The organism is Waltera acetigignens, assembly GCF_025567015.1.
Lineage (GTDB): Bacteria > Bacillota > Clostridia > Lachnospirales > Lachnospiraceae > Acetatifactor > Acetatifactor acetigignens.
Genome location: NZ_JAOQJO010000002.1, coordinates 196,096 through 214,007, shown reverse-complemented (window position 1 = coordinate 214,007; position 17,912 = coordinate 196,096). Strand labels below are relative to the sequence as shown.

Sequence of the window (17,912 nt, the reverse complement as noted above, 5' to 3'; positions counted from 1 at the left end):
ATTATGTATACTCCTATCAAACGCATAATTGATATTGTACTGAGTGGTGTGGGGATCATTGTATTGTCTCCGTTATTGCTTGTGCTGTGCATTGCGATCAAATTGGATTCTCCCGGTCCCATTTTGTTCAAGCAAAAACGGGTGGGAATTCATAAGAAGCATTTTATGATCTATAAATTCCGAACCATGCGTACAGATACTCCCAAGGATATGCCGACACATATGCTGAGCAACCCGGAACAATATATTACCAGAACAGGAAAATTCCTGCGTAAGACCAGCTTGGATGAACTTCCTCAGATCTTTAATATCTTCAAAGGAGATATGAGCATTGTAGGTCCCAGACCTGCATTGTGGAACCAGTATGATCTGATCGCGGAAAGAGATAAGTATGGTGCCAATGATGTCCTTCCCGGACTGACCGGCTGGGCACAGATCAACGGTAGAGATGAACTGGAGATTCCGGTAAAAGCAAAATTGGATGGGGAATATATTGCCAAATATGGATTTAGCATGGATCTACGGTGCTTTTTTGGCACTTTTTTAAGCGTGTTGCGACAAGACGGTGTCGTGGAAGGTGGAACAGGAAGCATGCAGAATAGGGAGAATTCCGAGGAAAAATGAAAAAAATATTGATTTTAGGTGCCAATAGCTATATTGGCACCTCTTTTCGTAAGTATCTGACAACAGAATATCCGGAACAATATATTGTGGATACGGGCAGCCTGCGTGGAGACGCATGGAGACGCATGGACTGGTCCGGTTATGAAAGCATCCTGAATGTCACCGGCAAAGCCCATGCGGACATCAGTAGTCTTACGGAGGAACAGAAACAGGAATATTATGCCGTAAACTGTGATCTTGCACGGGAGGCCGCAGAAAAAGCCATAGCAGACGGTGCAAAGCAGTATATTTATCTGAGTAGTATTATTGTCTACGGTGACAGCAGCAACAGCAAGAAACCAGTGCACATTACGGCGAAGACGAAACCGGCACCTTCGAATTTCTATGGGGACAGCAAATGGCAGGCGGAACAAAAGTTACAGGAACTGTTTGCACAGAAGCAGACGGCAGATACCCGTCTGGCAATCTTACGTCTTCCCATGATCTACGGGCCCGGCTGTAAAGGCAACTACAGGACACTGCAGAAAATGGCACAAAAGCTGCCACTGTTCCCTACTTATCATAATGAGCGCAGTGTCCTTCAGATAGAACATCTTGCGGAATATCTGAGAATGCTGGTGGACAGCGGTGAAGAAGGGCTTTTCTGGCCACAAGATGAAACATATCGGAGTACACCGGACATGATTTTTGAACTTGCGGAAAAAGCAGGAAAACATATCCTTCCGGCAGCGTGGCTGAATCCTTTTGTCCGGCTGGCATTCTTTCTCCCGGGAAAACCGGGAAAGCTTGCAAGGAAAGCATTTGGAACATTGACGATTGAAAGACAAAAAGACTTGAAAACGGACGAGAAATATGGTATGAATGAAATATATTAATTCATATCTTGTTTAAAAGTCTTGCATATCGCAGTATATTCCTTTTCAAACAAACTGATGAATAAGAAAAATGGATGAAATATAGGTGAAACTGCGGATGGTTTCTAACGAATTCATTGAAACTGTTGATAATATTGGGTATAATGAAAAGTAGTGTAGTATCCGAATAGATGGAAGGATAAGACAAAGAATGAAGATCATATTAAACAATGTCGCCAGAGTGCAGCACGCAGAAGTGGAGATCAAGGGAATTTCAGTAATATCCGGCTATAATGGTACCGGAAAAAGTACGGTGTGCAAAGCACTGTATGCAACAAGTCAGGCATTTGGCCGATTGAATAAGAGAGTGCTGCAAAGCAGAGAAAACAGTATTAAAAACAGCATTGATGAATGGGAAAGCAAATCACGCACTGATTCTGATCCATTTTGGGAAGAATGCAGTGATAACTTCTTCAATTTACTGGAACAGATGAAGCTGTCGTTAGAAGACTTGACGGATGAGGATCTGCCGAAGCTGTTGCAGAGAGCCGGAATTGATCCGGAAGAGGACGGTTACGAAGATTTGCTCAGTGAATTGGGTAGAATACGAAAAAGACCTTTTGAAGATGATGCACATTTTGTGATTGAAAGGGCGTTTTCTCAATGCTTTAGCGGACAACTTAACACGTTGGGACAGGATACACAGGCGGAAATACAATTTGAGTATGGGAAGTCGGTGGCAAGAGCAGCCTTTCAGAACAATAAATTGACTGAAAGCACAGCAACACAGATCCTGATGAATAAGCCGGTATACATAGAGACCGGCAGCTCGCTGGATATGGTAATCAACAATCAGTATAGAAGAAGGCTATCGGCATCCAATGGGAAAATCCCGTTTTCTGCGTTGTATAAGTCTGCGACAGGTGTAATGACACTTGAGAAATACAACGAATTAAACAAAGTGCGAGAAATATGCTCCCGGATTATGAATGAGGTGACTCACGGAGAATTAGTATCTTCTACAACGAACAGAGAGATTACTTATCATGAAGAAGATTTACAGGATCCGATTCTGTGCCCCAATATTGCATCAGGGTTAAAAAATATTCTTACGATACAGAAATTATTGGACAACGGATATTTAAATTCGAACTCATTACTCTTAATTGATGAACCGGAAGTGAATCTGCATCCGGAATGGCAGGTGAAATTTGCGGAGATTCTGGTGCTTTTGTATAAAGAATTGGGAATCCGGATTATACTGAATACCCATAGTCCGTATTTCATGAGGGCAATAGAGACCAAACTGGCAGAACAGGAACTTGCTGATATGGGCAGATATTACTTTATGAAGGAAGTATCTCCTCGTAGATTCGTCGCAGAGGATGTCACAGGAAAAACAGAAATTGTATACCGGACAATGTATAAGCCACTGGAAGGACTGTAAGTGCTTATGAATATACAATATGATAAAAGTAAAATAGAAAGTACCTTGAAAGAAACATCTATAGACGATTCTGATCTAAGTAATGTAGTGTATCTGGTGGAGGATCCGCATACCGCAGAAAATTTTGATGAGATATCAAAACAGATAGCTGCAAAAGTACGTATGGGACATAAGCCAAGATCCTGCGATGCGTTATATCGAAGCGGGAAATACTATAATCTCATTGAGTTTAAGAATAGAAAATCCGCGGATCTGCGTAAAGGAAACGAGATGGTCGAATTACATGAAAAAGCTTTCGACAGCTTGGGACAATTGGCAATATATTTGAATTATCAAAACAGCTTGGATAACCTTGCCAAAGAGACAAGGCTGGTTGTAGTGTATAATGATGGCAAGGGAGCAGAAGAAGCTACATCAGATATAGCAAGCAGTAAAAGTCTGGATGGAATCACACAGAAATTGAAGCAGTTTTCCAAGGTAACAGCGTTGGATTCTTATCCTTTAAAATTCAAATTACAACGTGTAAAGGGACTGCTATACGATCAGGTAATTACGATAGATGTATCGGATTTTCAGACAGTTATGAACATGATTTATTCAGAATAGGGATCAGAAAGTCCTATATTATCATGGGGAATGATAATGGGACTTTTTGACTTTACTACGAAAAGAGGACAATAGCATGAGCAACAGTCCGTTGGTCAGTATCATTACAGTGGCGTTCAACAGTGAAAAAACCATATGCCACACGATAGAATCTGTATTGACCCAGACCTATGATAATATCGAATATTGGATTATTGATGGTGACAGCAGGGATCGTACTGTTGAGATCGCAGAATCCTACCGGGTGCAGATGGAGAATAAAGGCATCCACTATTATATCCTAAGTGAACCGGACGGCGGCATCTACGATGCTATGAATAAAGGAATCCGTAAGGCAACCGGAGAAATTATCGGCATTATCAACAGCGATGACTGGTATGAGCCGGAGGCTGTGGAGACGGCGGTCGATACCTTCCACATGACAGGCTGCGACCTTATGTATGCCAATATCCGTATGCACAAGGCGGATGGCAGCACCTTTGTCAAGACAGCCAGAAGCCGTAGATTCCAGACCTCCAGGGACTGGAACCACCCGACTACCTTCGTGAAAGCGGAGTGCTACAAGACCTACCCCTTCCGCCAGCTGGGCATCCATGACGACTACGGATTTTTCCTACAGATGCGAAAACTGGGGAAAAAGATCGTCACCGTGGACAAAGTACTGGCTAATTTTCATATGGGCGGCGCCAGCAACCACAAGGAGCTGAAGGCAGCCGGAAAACGTATCATGGATCGATACCGTTATTGCTATCGGATCAATGGCTACAGCAGATGGTATCTGATTGAGTGTGTGGTAATCGAGGTGGCAAAATATTTGCTGGGGTAGAGGGAAATATGAAAATATTACAGATCAACAGTCATTATGATCAAGGGGGAGCTGCCCGAATCGTAGCATGCATTCACAGACAGCTTCTGGCAGAAGGAATAGAATCGTACGTTGCTTACGGAAGAGGGAACAAATCAGATGATCCCAATGTATATCAGTTTGACAGACTTCCGGAGATATATGCGTCTGCTTTTCTTAGCCGGCTTGTTGGGTTGAATGGGTGGTGGAACCGAATCGCAACGAGACGACTGATTGCCTATATCGAAAGCACGCAACCGGATATTATTCATATGCATGCACTTCATGGATATTATCTGAATTTTCCGATGCTGTTCCATTACATCAACGAACATGCTATTCCTTGCGTATGGACTTTTCACGACTGCCACGCGTTCGTAGGAAACTGTGGGTATTTTTTTGATTGTGAAAAATGGAAGACAGGATGTGGCAACTGCCCTTATCTGCATAATTATCCCACCAGTCAATTCTTTGATTTTACCCATTATATGTGGAAATACAAAAAGAACTGGTTTACAGTGGGAGAACGGAAAGTGATCGTAACACCGTCTGCCTGGTTGACAGCCGAAACTGAAAAATCATTCTTCGGAAAATACCCATGTATCACTATTCACAACGGAATTGATGTGACGCATACTTTTTATCCTAGAAATAAGGGAACTTGCAGAAAAAAATATGGTTATTCTTCACAAGATAAATTGGTGTTGGGAATTGCGGTAGGATATCGAGATCCCAGAAAAGGGGCAAAATATATTCTGCGTATGGCGAAGACTCTTGAAAAGGAAGCAAAAGTCATATTGATCGGATGGAATAAAGAGAATGATTCCATGTTGGACGGACTTACCAATGTTATTCCGCTTCCCAACATACAAAGCACAGAAATACTGGCAGAGTATTACAGCATGGCAGATGTGTTCGTACTACCTTCAATTGCGGAGAATTATGCCACGACATCCCTGGAGTCTATGGCTTGCGGAACCCCTGTGGTAGGATTTGATGCGGGAGGAATTGCGGAACAATTGAAAGATTCAAAGGGTATTGCGGTAAAAACGGGGGATCAGGAGTCATTTACGGAAGCTGTGCGACTGGCTCTAAACAGTGTGAAACAGCAGGATGGAAAACTATTGCAGGGTGAAGAATTGGCGAAAATCATTCAAAAAGAAAATTCTGTGGAAAAAATGATCGCAGAATATCGGAAGGTGTACAAACAACTCGTGTAAAACGGAAGGAGAAACAGCAACGATGACCGTATCGGTGTGCATGGGAACCTATAACGGAGAAACATATATCGAACAACAGCTTAACACAATACTCCGGCAGACTAAAGCACCGGAAGAAGTGATTCTGTGCGATGATGGATCTACGGATAACACCGTTTCCATCATAGAACGGTTCATTCGGAAGAATGGCTTGGATGGTAAATGGAAATTATATCGGAATAAGATAAACAAAGGATATCCTTCCAATTTCTACTATGCATGCAGTCTGTGTAATGAGGAAATCGTGTTCCTTGCAGATCAGGATGACATCTGGAAAAACGATAAAATAGAGAAAATGTGTCGTGTTATGGAGAAAAATCCCGGAGCCAAAAGTGTTTGTTGTAAATTCAATCTCATGGATGAAAAAGAACAGGAAATTCACAGTATTATGGCACCGACACATGCACATGAAACCGGGGAAGTACGTAACGTCCCGGTAGAGGAAATTTTTTATAAATGTCAATGGCCGGGAATGGTCATGGCTTATCGCAGAGACTGGTATGAAAGCTGGACAAAAGGGAATTATCAGATTCCCCACGACTTCCTGATTGCGGCAAGAGCAGCAGAGGAGGGAGGATTCTTTCAGTTGGATGAGACATTGGCATATCACAGACGACACGACCACAATACCGGAGGAGAAGAACATCATATTCGCAAATTACTGAATAGAGACCGCAAATTAAAAGAAATCCGGGATTATCTGCAGATACTTCAACAGTTTCTAAAAGAAGAGGTACTGGCGACACATACAGCGAAACTGTTACTGAACCGGAAAACAACCGTCATGCAACAAAGAGAAGCAGCATTACAATCCGGGAGAATAAGTGCAGTTATAAAAAATGCATGGAAAAACAGAAAATATGTAAGACTTGCGACTGCTGTGTGCGATGTAATAATAGTGAAGCAACGATAGTATAAATATGGAATATGCGGAAATAATTCACATAGAATTTAGAAGCAGATATGCAATATAGACTGGACAAAGGGAGAAGGCATATGAGATAATACGATTGTCACAGTTGTTTGTAAAAGAGGGGAATACGTTGGAAAAACAGGGAGCAATAAGGCAGATTGCGAAAATATTTCCGGACTATTTTGACAGATTTGAATTACCGGAAGGTGCAAGGAGTGAAGCAATCAAAGTCTACAGGGCATGTAGAAGTGGGAAATGCGATAAAGCATCTTTTTTGCCATCCTATGAACAAAATAATTTTGTGTTGAATCCATTGGCGGATGGGAAAGATCCGGGACAATATTCATTATCTTCTTTTGAAAAGCCGAAAGACGTAAAAAGATATGCAGGTGTTATGTCAGATATGAAAGTTCCCTATCAGATAGCAGTAGGGGAGACAAATCCAAGACATGGTGTGGTACAGAGAACTAGGGAAAGAACCAAAAAGAAGACTTCTCATGTAGACTGGTGGTTGTATAGAGATGCAACGCCGTATGAAGAGTTTTCTTTGATAGCTGATTTTGAAAAATATCTTCAAGATTACAATCAGGAAAGAGATGATAGAAAGTGAAAAAATTTATTACTTTAAATAAATATGGTGAATTATACATCGATAAAATATTATTTGAAACATATTTTCCGATTATATTTACCTGTAAAAATGAAAATAATGATATTTTTATATGCGTGTGCTGCCAATGCAATGAAAATGGATGTAAGTGGTTAGTCGGAAGAACCAACGGTTCATTCATTGTGAGAATGCTTCAAAATGAAATAACAATTCGTCAATTATTGCTGGATTGTTGTACCGAAAAAATATCGGTAGATTATAAAAACCAGGAATATGCTATTGCATATAATAATTCCGATTGGAATGAAGAGAGTGATTATTTACCGAAGAAAGATGCCTACATTGATGCCGAAGGGGGAGAATTTGATGAAGAAATTGCCTATTTTACCTCGATTGAACATGTAGAGTATAATGAAGAGTATTATAAAATTATCATAAAAGAGCTGAGTACAATCGGCAACACAATAGACCCCTTATTGGATTCAATCACGGCGCTTTCATCAATTATCGGTACGATACCGGGTGAAATGTTCAAAACCGTGGAGATATCGGGAAAGTTATGTACTGATATTGCTGTAAAGGTTGGAAATTATATAAACCAGAGCAAGTTTAAGCCGATATTTAGTAGTAAAGTCACTTCTGATACAGAAAAAGTAAGTGTGGAAATAGAAAAGGAGAACAGTGAAATATCTGCATATGCAGCATAAAGGAGAGAAGATGGCAAAGTATAACAGCTCTTTGATTTTACAGAAAATGGTGTTTGACAAGATAGAATTCACCAGAAAAGGTTTCAAAAATGAAAATGAATTAACTTTCAAACTGCAGGTTCAAGTAGGCTTAGCGGAAGATGGTATGTATAAGGTGACGCTTGTTTTAAACGGAACCAAAGCGGAAGAGTATGATATTGTTATTGGGTTATCGGGGTTCTTTGAAATAGAAAATCAGGATCAGCTGGAAGACCAATTGCTTCAAAATCTGATCAATAAAAATGCGGTTGCAATATTAATGCCCTATCTTAGAAGTGAACTTACGCTATTGACGGCACAGCCGGATACAGATAGTGTTGTTCTTCCGATATTTAATATAAACAAAATGCTTGAAAAATAAATCGTAAAAAGCAAGGGAGAGAGGTAATCCTCTCTCCCTTGCTTTTACAGTCCTTCGGTTATCTCTACCAGATATTTACCGTAATTGGTCTTCAGTAATGGCTCTGCAAGCTTCAGAAGCTGTTCCTTGTTGATGAAACCGCGCTTATAGGCAATCTCTTCAATGCAGGAGATATATAAGCCCTGTCTCTTCTGGAAAGCAGCTACGAAATCCGCAGCATCCAACAGGGCGTCGTGATTGCCGGTATCCAGCCAGGCAAATCCGCGTCCCAATGTTTCCACCTGCAAAGTTCCACGATTCAAATACTCGTTGTTAATGCTGGTAATCTCGATTTCTCCTCTTGCGGAGGATTTTACATTCTTTGCAATCTCAACGACATCGTTGTCATAGAAATACAGTCCGGGAACCGCATAATTGCTCCTGGGATGCTTCGGCTTTTCTTCGATGGAAAGTGCCCTGCCGTTCTCGTCGAATTCCACCACACCGTATTCTCTGGGGTCACGCACATAATATCCGAAAATAGTAGCACCCTTTTCTCTTGCGGCAGCAGCACGAAGCACCTTAGAGAAACTCTGACCGTAGAAAATATTATCACCCAGAACCAACGCAACACGATCATCACCGATAAAATCCGCGCCAATGATAAATGCGTCAGCCAGACCTCTCGGTTGATCCTGTACAGCATACTCCAGATGCATGCCCAGCTGACTTCCATCGCCAAGCAGCTCCTTGAAAACAGGAAGATCTCTCGGAGTTGAGATAATCAGTATATCTTTGATATCAGCCAGCATCAGCGTAGAAAGCGGATAATAGATCATCGGCTTATCATATACCGGCATAATCTGCTTGCTGATTGCTTTGGTTAAAGGATAGAGACGAGTACCGGAGCCTCCGGCAAGAATAATTCCTTTCATTTTAAATCCCCCTTTTTTCCTTATAGTCTGCGATGCCGTCCCATACTTTATCTTTATCGGATAAAATAAGATCGTCCTCTGTCATTCCCTCCGGCATAGGCCAGTCGACACCAATCTCAGGATCTTTCCATAACAGACCACCTTCATCATTCGGATGATAAAAATCCGTTACCTTATAGCAGAATTCGGCATAGTCGGAGAGTACTACAAAACCATGTGCAAATCCCTTGGGAATGAAGAACTGCTTTTTATTGTCCTCGGAAAGTCTTACACCGAACCATTTGCCAAAAGTATCGGAACCTTCTCTTAAGTCTACCGCTACGTCATATACTTCTCCCCGGATAACGCGAACCAGCTTGTCCTGTGGAGAGTTAATCTGGAAATGTAGACCCCTTAAAACTCCCTTCTTGGAAGCAGACTGGTTATCCTGCACGAAAGTACAGTCAATACCGGCTTCTTTGAAATCATTATAATTGTAGGTTTCCATGAAATAACCTCTGGCATCACCGAATACGGTGGGCTCAATTACCTTCAGACCTTTAATTCCGTTACAATCTTCTGTTACTGTGATTTTACCCATGATTTTGAAATCTCCAGTTTTCTATTTGTTATTGTACATATCATCGTAATATTTCTGGTAATCGCCGCTAGTTACGTTGTTCATCCAGTCTTCATGCTCGAAATACCAGGCGATCGTCTTGCGGATACCCTCTTTGAACATGGTCTCAGGATACCAGCCGATCTCTGCCTTGATCTTATCCGGAGCAATGGCATATCTTCTGTCATGACCCTTACGGTCCTCTACATAGGTGATCAGATCATTACCTATATGTGCCTTGCGGGGATCGGAATCCGGCAGCATCTCCTGCAGTGTTTCGATGATAATATGAATGATTTCGATATTCTGCTTCTCGTTATGTCCGCCGATGTTGTAAGTCTGGAACAGTCTTCCCTGCTCCTGTACCATATCGATTGCCTTGGCATGATCCTCTACGTATAACCAGTCACGGACATTCTTACCGTCACCGTATACTGGAAGCTTTTTGCCGTGCAATGCATTGTTGATGATCAGTGGAATCAGCTTCTCAGGGAACTGATAAGGTCCGTAGTTGTTGGAGCAGTTGGTAATGTTGGCCGGGAAATGATAGGTATCCATATATGCCTTTACCAGCATGTCCGAACTTGCCTTACTTGCAGAGTAAGGGCTGTGGGGATCATAAGGTGTCGTCTCATAGAAGAATGCATTGTCATCATCGGGAAGAGAACCGTATACCTCGTCCGTGGAGACATGCAGGAACTTTTTGCCTTCCTTGAAGCTGCCGTCTTGAAGCTCCCATGCTGCCTTGGCACAGTTCAGCATGACAGCCGTTCCCAGTACATTGGTCTGTACGAAGATCTCCGGATTGCGGATACTTCTGTCCACGTGGCTTTCCGCTGCGAAATGTACCACACGGTCGATATCGTTCTCTGCGAAGATCTTGCTGATGACTTCCTTGTCGCAGATATTGGCTTTTACGAAGGTGTAATTGTCACGTTTTTCCACATCCTTCAGGTTCTCAAGATTGCCTGCATACGTCAGTGCATCCACGTTGATGATGCGAATTTCATTGTCGTATTTCTTAAACATGTAATGAATGTAGTTGGAACCGATGAAGCCGGCTCCGCCGGTTACTAAATAGGTTCTCATAGTCCTATCTCCCAGTAGCGTTAATTAAGTATATTATATAGTATTTGTGAAATTAAGTATATAATATTATCACGTTAATAGTTGCCTGAAAATTTCAAAAGGATTACTTAAATCAAACAAATCTTTCAGAAGGAGTACAGTGGAATGATAGGGCTAGGTGATAATATTGCTCTGGATTTCCTACAATTTTGAACGCATGGGGAGCAGAAAATCGGCGAAAACCTGATTTATATGATGATCAAGAACTGCATCAAGTTGAGTTGAGGTTGTGGATGGTTTTCCTAATGCCAATTGAATGTACAAATTATTTATATAAGGTGTTAAAACAGGAATGAAATATTTTGTGTTTGTAAATACTATAGAAATATGCTAAGATAAAGAGAAGTCTAATATATATAAGACGTGAATCGCTGATAAAATCAGACTTTTTCAGACTTCAATAACAAGTGGACTTAATTGTCGTATATCGATGAAGGAAAAAACTTTGTCAATGAATGATAATTAGTTAGTATACTCCCTCGAGAAAGGCTTTGGATTCTTAATGTTTAGCAGAATTAAAAATATATATGAATATCGTGATATGATTTACAGCCTTGTGCGTCGTGAACTTCGCGGCCGTTACAAGGGATCTGTTTTGGGATTTTTGTGGACATATGTCAATCCTTTATGCCAGGTTATCGTATACTCGGCGGTATTCTCTGTGATTTTCCGCGTAAATATAGAAAAGTTTTACCTCTATCTAATCATTGGTATGATGCCGTGGACCTTTTTTGGTACGTCAGTGCAAGGGGGAACCACATGTATTCGAGCACAATCGGATATGGTCAAAAAGATATATTTCCCTAGGGAAGTTATTCCCATTTCGTATGTTACCAGTGCATTTGTCAACATGTTATTCAGTTTTATCATTGTCTTTTTGGCGGTGCTGGTCTCCGGATTCGGATTCCATCTGAGAACGTTGGTATACCTTCCTTTAATTATGGTAATCCAATACCTGTTGTGTCTGGGAGTAGCTTTTATTGTATCGGCGATTACTGTTTACTTTAGGGATATGGAACAGATCATGGGAGTTGTCATGATGGCCTGGATCTATGTAACCCCCGTTATGTACAACATGGATTATGTCCCTGAAAAATATCGTTCGCTTATTGTGCTGAATCCGATGACACCCATAGTAGAGGTTTATCACCAGATTCTCTATTATCGTATTACTCCCACACCTAATTATCTGATTCTGGCTACAGGGGTAAGTGTAGCAGTATTTGTCATCGGCTTTGTGGTATTTGGTTTGTTGGATCGTAATTTTGCGGAGGAATTATAGTGACTAATTTACAAAATACAGATGACACAGTCGTAATTGATGTTCAAAACGTAAAGAAAAAATTCCGTTCTTATCAGGATAAGGCTACTTCATTTAAGGAGCGTTTTATTAATCCCGCTCGCGGAAAACATGAGGATGTTATGGTCCTAAAGGGCATCAGCTTTCAGGTAAAGCGCGGTGAAGCCATAGGAATTATCGGTAAAAATGGATGCGGAAAAAGTACCACATTAAAACTGTTAACAAAGATTCTCTATCCGAATGAAGGGATAATCAATATGAAAGGACGTGTATCCAGCCTGATTGAGTTGGGTGCAGGTTTTCACCCTGACATGACAGGGCGTGAAAATATATACACGAATGCGTCTATCTTTGGAATTACCCGTAAGGAGGTTGACCAGAGACTGAATGATATCATTCGGTTCTCCGAATTGGAGGATTACATTGACAGCCCGGTTCGCACTTACTCTTCGGGTATGTATATGCGTCTGGCTTTCGCGGTTGCCATCAATGTGGACGCAGATATTCTGCTTATTGATGAGATATTGGCTGTCGGGGACTCGGCATTTCAGAAAAAATGTTTTGAAAAATTAAAGGAGATCAAGGCGAACGGAACCACAATCGTAATTGTGTCTCATTCCATGGACCAGCTATACAAGATTTGTGATCGCCTGATTTGGCTGGAAGAAGGACTGATTAAGGAAGAAGGTTTGCCCAGAGTCATCGGCGAAGAATATCTTGCAGCCATGGAGGGACGTCGTCTGGATCGAATTGAATTGGAGAAAAAGCTGGAACGTGAGGAACTGGAGAAAAAGATAGCGGCGGAACAGGAACGACTGCGGCAGGAAGCTGAAAAAGAGAAAAAACGTCAGGAAGAATTTCGACTTCATGAAGAAGAAAAAAGGAGAGTGGCGGAAGAAGAAAAACGACGTAAAGAAGAACTGGCAGAATTAGAAAAAAAGCAGAAAGAATTAGAGAAAAATGCTACTCTGAAGGATGTTTGCCAATATACCCATCCCAGTGCCCATCGAAAAGGAAACGGTGATATCCGGTATACGAATGTGCAATTGCTAGACAGCAATGGGAAAGAAACAAATCTCATAATGACTGGTGAGCGTTGCCGATTGGTTCTCGAATATAAAGCAGTGAAGGAATCCATGCACACAAAGTTTGTAATGGGTATTACACGTGAAGATGGAACTTACTGCTATGGAACTTCCGTGAATATGAATCACGAAAAGCCTTCTGACTTAAAGGAAGATGGAACCGTAGTTTTTTCATTTCAAAATAATCTTTTAAAGGGAAACTATTTTCTTGATCTTTGGATAGAGTCAGCCGAAGGTGTTCAATACGACGCTGCTTATAGTTTGATGATGTTTAAAGTAGATACAAAACCGTACAATGAACGCGGAATTTTTACTATGCCACATGATTGGGATGTGGATGGTCAGAAATACAAAAATTGATTTTATGTGTGAGGGAAAACTGTGGAAACAAAAGTAGAATTTTATTCAGATGGAGATATCGAGGACAAAATAATCGAAACGCTAAAAGCCGGGAAAGATGTTTTTGATATTCCTTATAACGGTGGTGCTGTATTCCATAATTTTACAGATGCACGGGAAAATCTGATTAATTGGTATCCTTTTGAAAAGGATGCTTCCGTACTTGAAATAGGGGCTGGAATGGGCGCATTGACAGGACTTTTATGCCAAAAGTGTGATTCAGTAACAGCTTTTGAACATTCTCCCAAGCGTGCTGAGATTATTAGATATAGATATCCGGAATATTCTAATCTTAATGTCGTATGCGGAGATGTTTTATCCTATAACTTCGAACAAAAATATGACTATATTATGCTCATTGGGGTTCTGGAATACATGGGAATCAACAGTACATCGGTTGATCCGTATTCTGAAATTCTGCTTAAAATAAATCAATTACTTAAGCCCAACGGAATTCTTTTATTAGCTATCGAGAACCGTTTTGGTCTTAAATATTGGTGTGGTGCAGCAGAAGATCATACCGGTGTTCCATTTGACGGTATTAGCGGTTATCAACAAAATAGCTATACAACCAGATACCACAAGTCAGGGGTAAAAACATTCAGCCGTGATACTTTGAAGAAATATCTCGAAAAGTGTGGTTTTCAGCAAAGCAAATGGTTTTATCCGATGCCGGATTATAAATTTCCAACAATGGTTTTCTCAGATGAATATTTACCGGGGAATGCCGATGTTGGAGGTATAAAATTCAGCTATCCGCAGGAATCACGATTAGTAGCAGATGAGCGTAAAGTATATCCTGAACTGTTTCGAAATCAGGTTTTTCCTTTTTTTGCAAATTCCTTTCTTGTGGAAGCACATAAGGGGCACATGCCTGAATCTGAAATTATTTATGCCTCATTAAAACGCGATTATAAAAGTGAATATCGTCTTGCAACTCTAATCAGTAATCAAAAAAAAGTTATAAAGAAGTGCCTAACTGATGAATCGCAAGCACATTTAGAAAAATTTAAATATAACGCAGATGCGTTGGAACAACATAATATCAGAATGATCCCGTTTGCCGGTGATAAAAATCAGATTGTCCAGGAATGGCAGGAAGCTCCACGGGTAGATCAGGTTATAAAAGATGCTTTGAATCATCAAGATGTTGAAAAAGTTACGTTATTAATTGATGAACTGAAAGAACAATTACGGATGTCATCGATGATGTATCTGAGTAAAAGTTGTGTTTGTTCACCGGTTAATTATAAATTTTCATTTAATGACGAAAAAGAAATTCTTATCGATGGCTATATAGACATGACTTTTGTCAATAGCTTTTATATAGCGGAGCAAATTACTTTTTTTGATCAGGAATGGCGTTTTCAGGATGTTCCGCTCAACTTTATTGTATACCGTGCTCTAAAATATTGTGTAAATAACAACTCGGATTTCGAACTGCTTGTAAATCTTGCAGGTATTACACGTGAAGAAGTAGAACAATACGATTCCGCAGAAACAATGATGCTTCAGAATATGATGGATGTCCGGAAGTGTAATATGTTTGATCCTGGAATGTATCATGACGCGTTGACACTGGAATATCAGGATGCAGTTCGGGCTGACGAGGTGCTTCGTTTAAATCAGGAAAAAGCGGCTTTACAAAGTGAGATAAATTCATTGCAGAAAGAAACTGAAGATTTACAGGATAATATCAAACAATTAAATGCATCTTGTACAAAATCTGAGCAACTTTGTGAACAATTAAGAGAGCAGTCAACATCATATAGCAGAGAATTGGAAGATGCAACATCTAAGTTAAATATCTGTCTTGAAGAGAATAAAAAGTTACAAACTTCTTTCAAAAAACAGCCTATTGATAAAGAGCAATTTTATGAACAACAGCTTGCTGACAAAAATCAAACCATTCTCAATAAGGAAGGTCACATCGAGCAACTATTGGAGGTAGAGCGAGAGTATGAACGTGAAAAGCATTCCCGCACTTATCGTCTTGCGCTTAAATTCCGCAGTATTAGCCTCTGGTTCTTCCCGGTAAACAGTAAGCGTCGTTTCTTTGCAAAAGCTTTTCTCAAGGGATTACGTCATCCTTTACTTATGTGTAAGATGATCAATCCCAAGCGCATCCGGAATGCAGCAATCATTTTGAAAACGGAAGGCGTGGAAAGCGCAGAACACCATTATCAGTTGGTGGAAGAATATGAGAAATCGCGTTCCGTTCCTTTAAATAATGAAGCACTGACTGTAGAAGAAGTTTCACAGAAGGAATTAAACTTTGAGAATTACGCGTCTCTTACATTTCCTCAGTGGGACAAGCCACAGGTCAGTATAGTCATTCCGGTATATAACCAGTTTGATTACACCTGGCACTGTCTGGAATCTATTTTGAAAAACAGTGAAGACTGTACCTATGAAGTGATCATTGCCAACGACTGTTCCACGGATCTCACTACTCGCCTGGAAGAAATTGTGAGTGGTGTACGCATGATTACAAATAAGGAAAATTTACGCTTCTTATTAAATTGCAATCATGCAGCGGAATATGCAAAGGGTGAATACATTCTTTTCCTGAATAACGATACACAGGTTCAACCAGGGTGGTTAAGACCTTTGATCTCGCTTATGGAAAAAGATTCTGCTATCGGTATGGTTGGATCGAAATTACTGTACCCGGATGGATATTTGCAAGAAGCGGGAGGAATCCTCTGGAGAGACGGCTCTGCGTGGAACTATGGAAACCGTCAGAATCCGGAAGACTCGGAATTTAATTATGTCCACGAGGCAGATTATATTTCCGGTGCTGCCATTATGATCCGTGCTTCTCTTTGGAAAGAAATCGGAGGATTTGATCAGCGCTTTGTGCCGGCTTACTGTGAGGACTCCGATCTGGCTTTTGAAGTACGCAGACACGGATACAAGGTAATGTATCAGCCACAGTCGGTAGTTGTTCACTTCGAGGGTATCTCTAACGGAACGGATCTGGCTTCCGGACAGAAGAAATATCAGGTGGACAATCAACAAAAGTTCCTGGAGAAATGGAAAAATGAATTAGAAAAAGACCATTTTGAAAACGGAACCAATGTATTTCTTGCAAGAGAACGAAGCCGTAATCGCAAGCATGTGCTGGTAATAGACCATTATGTTCCACAATATGACAAAGATGCCGGAAGCAAAACGACATTTATGTATTTAAAGATGCTGGTGAAGAAGGGATATCAGGTTACTTTCTTGGGTGATAATTTCTATCCCCATCAGCCGTATACTTCTGTACTTCAACAGATGGGAATTCTGGTGCTGTACGGTCCGAAATATGCGGAAAATTGCAAAGAATGGCTGATAGAGAATTTGCCCTATTTTGATGTGGTGTATCTCAATCGTCCACATATCACTATCAAATATATTGATTTGATTAAGGAACACGCAACGGGACGGATCATCTACTACGGTCATGATCTGCATTTTCTCCGTATTCATCGAGAATATGAACTAAGTGGTGATAAAAAGCTCTTGGAGGAATCCGAAAAGTGGAAGGAGCAGGAACTCTATATCATGCATAAAGCGGATATGAACTACTATCCTTCTGAAGTCGAGTGTACGGAAATCCATAAGATCGATCCGGAGATTCCGGTAAAGGCGATCACGGCATATGTTTATGACCGGTTCCAAAATATCGCATATATGCCGGAAAAAAGAGACGGTTTGCTTTTCGTAGGTGGTTTTGGACATACGCCAAATCTGGATGCTGTGCAGTGGTTCCTGGATAAGATTTATCCGGAAGTATATCAGACGACGCATGCACCATTTTATATCGTCGGATCTAATGCGCCAAAGGAAATTACTGAACTGACGACAGAAGGTGTTGTAGTGAAAGGCTTTGTGTCTGAGGAAGAATTGCAGCAATTGTACAGTTCCTGTCGTATGGCAGTGGTACCTTTGCGCTATGGAGCCGGTGTAAAAGGAAAAGTTGTAGAGGCACTTTATTATGGAATCCCGATTGTGACAACTTCTGTCGGAGCGGAAGGTATTGAAGGCGTGGATGATATTGTGGCGGTGCAGGATGAAGAGAAAGCTCTGATTGAAACAATTACAAAATTGTATGACAATCAAGCAGCGCTGATAGAAATGCATAACAAGAGTCAAAAATATATTTGCGATCATTTCAGTACCGATGCTGCATGGAGTGTTATTGCAAAAGATTTTAATTATTAGAAGGAGAAGATATCT

The 17,912-nt window shown here is 40.8% G+C and carries 16 protein-coding genes; 13 read left to right on the top strand and 3 right to left on the bottom strand.

Going from position 1 to position 17,912, the window contains the following annotated elements:
• The first annotated feature begins 3 nt into the window (after nt 1-3).
• The 10 genes from OCV96_RS03585 (at nt 4) to OCV96_RS03540 (ending at nt 8,264) form a co-directional block, all read left to right on the top strand.
• Nucleotides 4-624, top strand: coding sequence for a sugar transferase (locus tag OCV96_RS03585; protein ID WP_262593547.1), 621 nt, complete (start codon nt 4-6; stop codon nt 622-624).
• Nucleotides 621-1,499, top strand: coding sequence for an NAD-dependent epimerase/dehydratase family protein (locus tag OCV96_RS03580; protein WP_262593546.1), 879 nt, complete (start codon nt 621-623; stop codon nt 1,497-1,499). Before OCV96_RS03585 ends, OCV96_RS03580 begins: the two co-directional genes overlap by 4 nt.
• Nucleotides 1,500-1,689: 190 nt before the next feature.
• The gene (locus tag OCV96_RS03575; RefSeq protein WP_262593545.1) at nt 1,690-2,925 is read left to right on the top strand and encodes an ATP-binding protein; all 1,236 of its coding nucleotides are present in this window, start codon (nt 1,690-1,692) and stop codon (nt 2,923-2,925) included.
• Nucleotides 2,926-2,931: 6 nt separating this feature from the next.
• Nucleotides 2,932-3,531 (top strand): hypothetical protein, encoded by a 600-nt coding sequence (locus tag OCV96_RS03570; RefSeq protein ID WP_262593543.1) that lies wholly within the window; start codon nt 2,932-2,934, stop codon nt 3,529-3,531.
• A gap of 76 nt (nt 3,532-3,607) precedes the next feature.
• Nucleotides 3,608-4,357 carry a glycosyltransferase family 2 protein gene (locus OCV96_RS03565; RefSeq protein WP_262593542.1) on the top strand — a complete coding sequence of 250 codons (750 nt, stop codon included), beginning with the start codon at nt 3,608-3,610 and terminating at the stop codon, nt 4,355-4,357.
• Between the two features lie 8 nt (nt 4,358-4,365).
• Nucleotides 4,366-5,595, top strand: a complete 1,230-nt coding sequence (locus tag OCV96_RS03560; protein WP_262593541.1) for a glycosyltransferase — start codon at nt 4,366-4,368, stop codon at nt 5,593-5,595.
• A 22-nt stretch (nt 5,596-5,617) separates the two neighbouring features.
• Nucleotides 5,618-6,547: a glycosyltransferase gene (locus OCV96_RS03555; RefSeq protein WP_262593540.1), complete on the top strand. Its 930-nt coding sequence runs from the start codon at nt 5,618-5,620 to the stop codon at nt 6,545-6,547.
• Between the two features lie 130 nt (nt 6,548-6,677).
• Nucleotides 6,678-7,157: a hypothetical protein gene (locus OCV96_RS03550; RefSeq protein ID WP_262593539.1), complete on the top strand. Its 480-nt coding sequence runs from the start codon at nt 6,678-6,680 to the stop codon at nt 7,155-7,157.
• Nucleotides 7,154-7,864: a hypothetical protein gene (locus OCV96_RS03545; RefSeq protein ID WP_262593538.1), complete on the top strand. Its 711-nt coding sequence runs from the start codon at nt 7,154-7,156 to the stop codon at nt 7,862-7,864. Before OCV96_RS03550 ends, OCV96_RS03545 begins: the two co-directional genes overlap by 4 nt.
• Nucleotides 7,865-7,874: 10 nt before the next feature.
• Complete coding sequence (locus tag OCV96_RS03540) at nt 7,875-8,264, top strand: protein-export chaperone SecB (protein ID WP_262593536.1); 390 nt, start codon at nt 7,875-7,877, stop codon at nt 8,262-8,264.
• Between the two features lie 44 nt (nt 8,265-8,308).
• On the opposite strand, the gene rfbA is transcribed toward OCV96_RS03540, so the two are convergent.
• From rfbA to rfbB, 3 genes are read right to left on the bottom strand one after another with little or no spacing between them, the layout of a single operon-like run.
• Nucleotides 8,309-9,178, bottom strand: coding sequence for a glucose-1-phosphate thymidylyltransferase RfbA (gene rfbA / locus OCV96_RS03535; protein WP_262593535.1), 870 nt, complete (start codon nt 9,176-9,178; stop codon nt 8,309-8,311).
• Between the two features lies 1 nt (nt 9,179).
• Nucleotides 9,180-9,758 carry a dTDP-4-dehydrorhamnose 3,5-epimerase gene (gene rfbC, locus OCV96_RS03530; RefSeq protein WP_262593534.1) on the bottom strand — a complete coding sequence of 193 codons (579 nt, stop codon included), beginning with the start codon at nt 9,756-9,758 and terminating at the stop codon, nt 9,180-9,182.
• Between the two features lie 21 nt (nt 9,759-9,779).
• Nucleotides 9,780-10,865, bottom strand: coding sequence for a dTDP-glucose 4,6-dehydratase (gene rfbB, locus OCV96_RS03525; RefSeq protein ID WP_262593533.1), 1,086 nt, complete (start codon nt 10,863-10,865; stop codon nt 9,780-9,782).
• 541 nt (nt 10,866-11,406) lie between these two features.
• Here rfbB and OCV96_RS03520 point away from each other — a divergent pair.
• The 3 genes from OCV96_RS03520 to OCV96_RS03510 are packed head-to-tail and all read left to right on the top strand — an operon-like array spanning nt 11,407 to nt 17,897.
• Entirely contained in the window at nt 11,407-12,186 is a 780-nt protein-coding gene (locus tag OCV96_RS03520) for an ABC transporter permease (protein ID WP_262593532.1), read from the top strand.
• Nucleotides 12,186-13,649 (top strand): Wzt carbohydrate-binding domain-containing protein, encoded by a 1,464-nt coding sequence (locus OCV96_RS03515; protein ID WP_262593531.1) that lies wholly within the window; start codon nt 12,186-12,188, stop codon nt 13,647-13,649. Before OCV96_RS03520 ends, OCV96_RS03515 begins: the two co-directional genes overlap by 1 nt.
• A 21-nt stretch (nt 13,650-13,670) precedes the next feature.
• The gene (locus OCV96_RS03510) at nt 13,671-17,897 is read left to right on the top strand and encodes a glycosyltransferase (RefSeq protein WP_262593530.1); all 4,227 of its coding nucleotides are present in this window, start codon (nt 13,671-13,673) and stop codon (nt 17,895-17,897) included.
• Nucleotides 17,898-17,912: the final 15 nt, after the last annotated feature.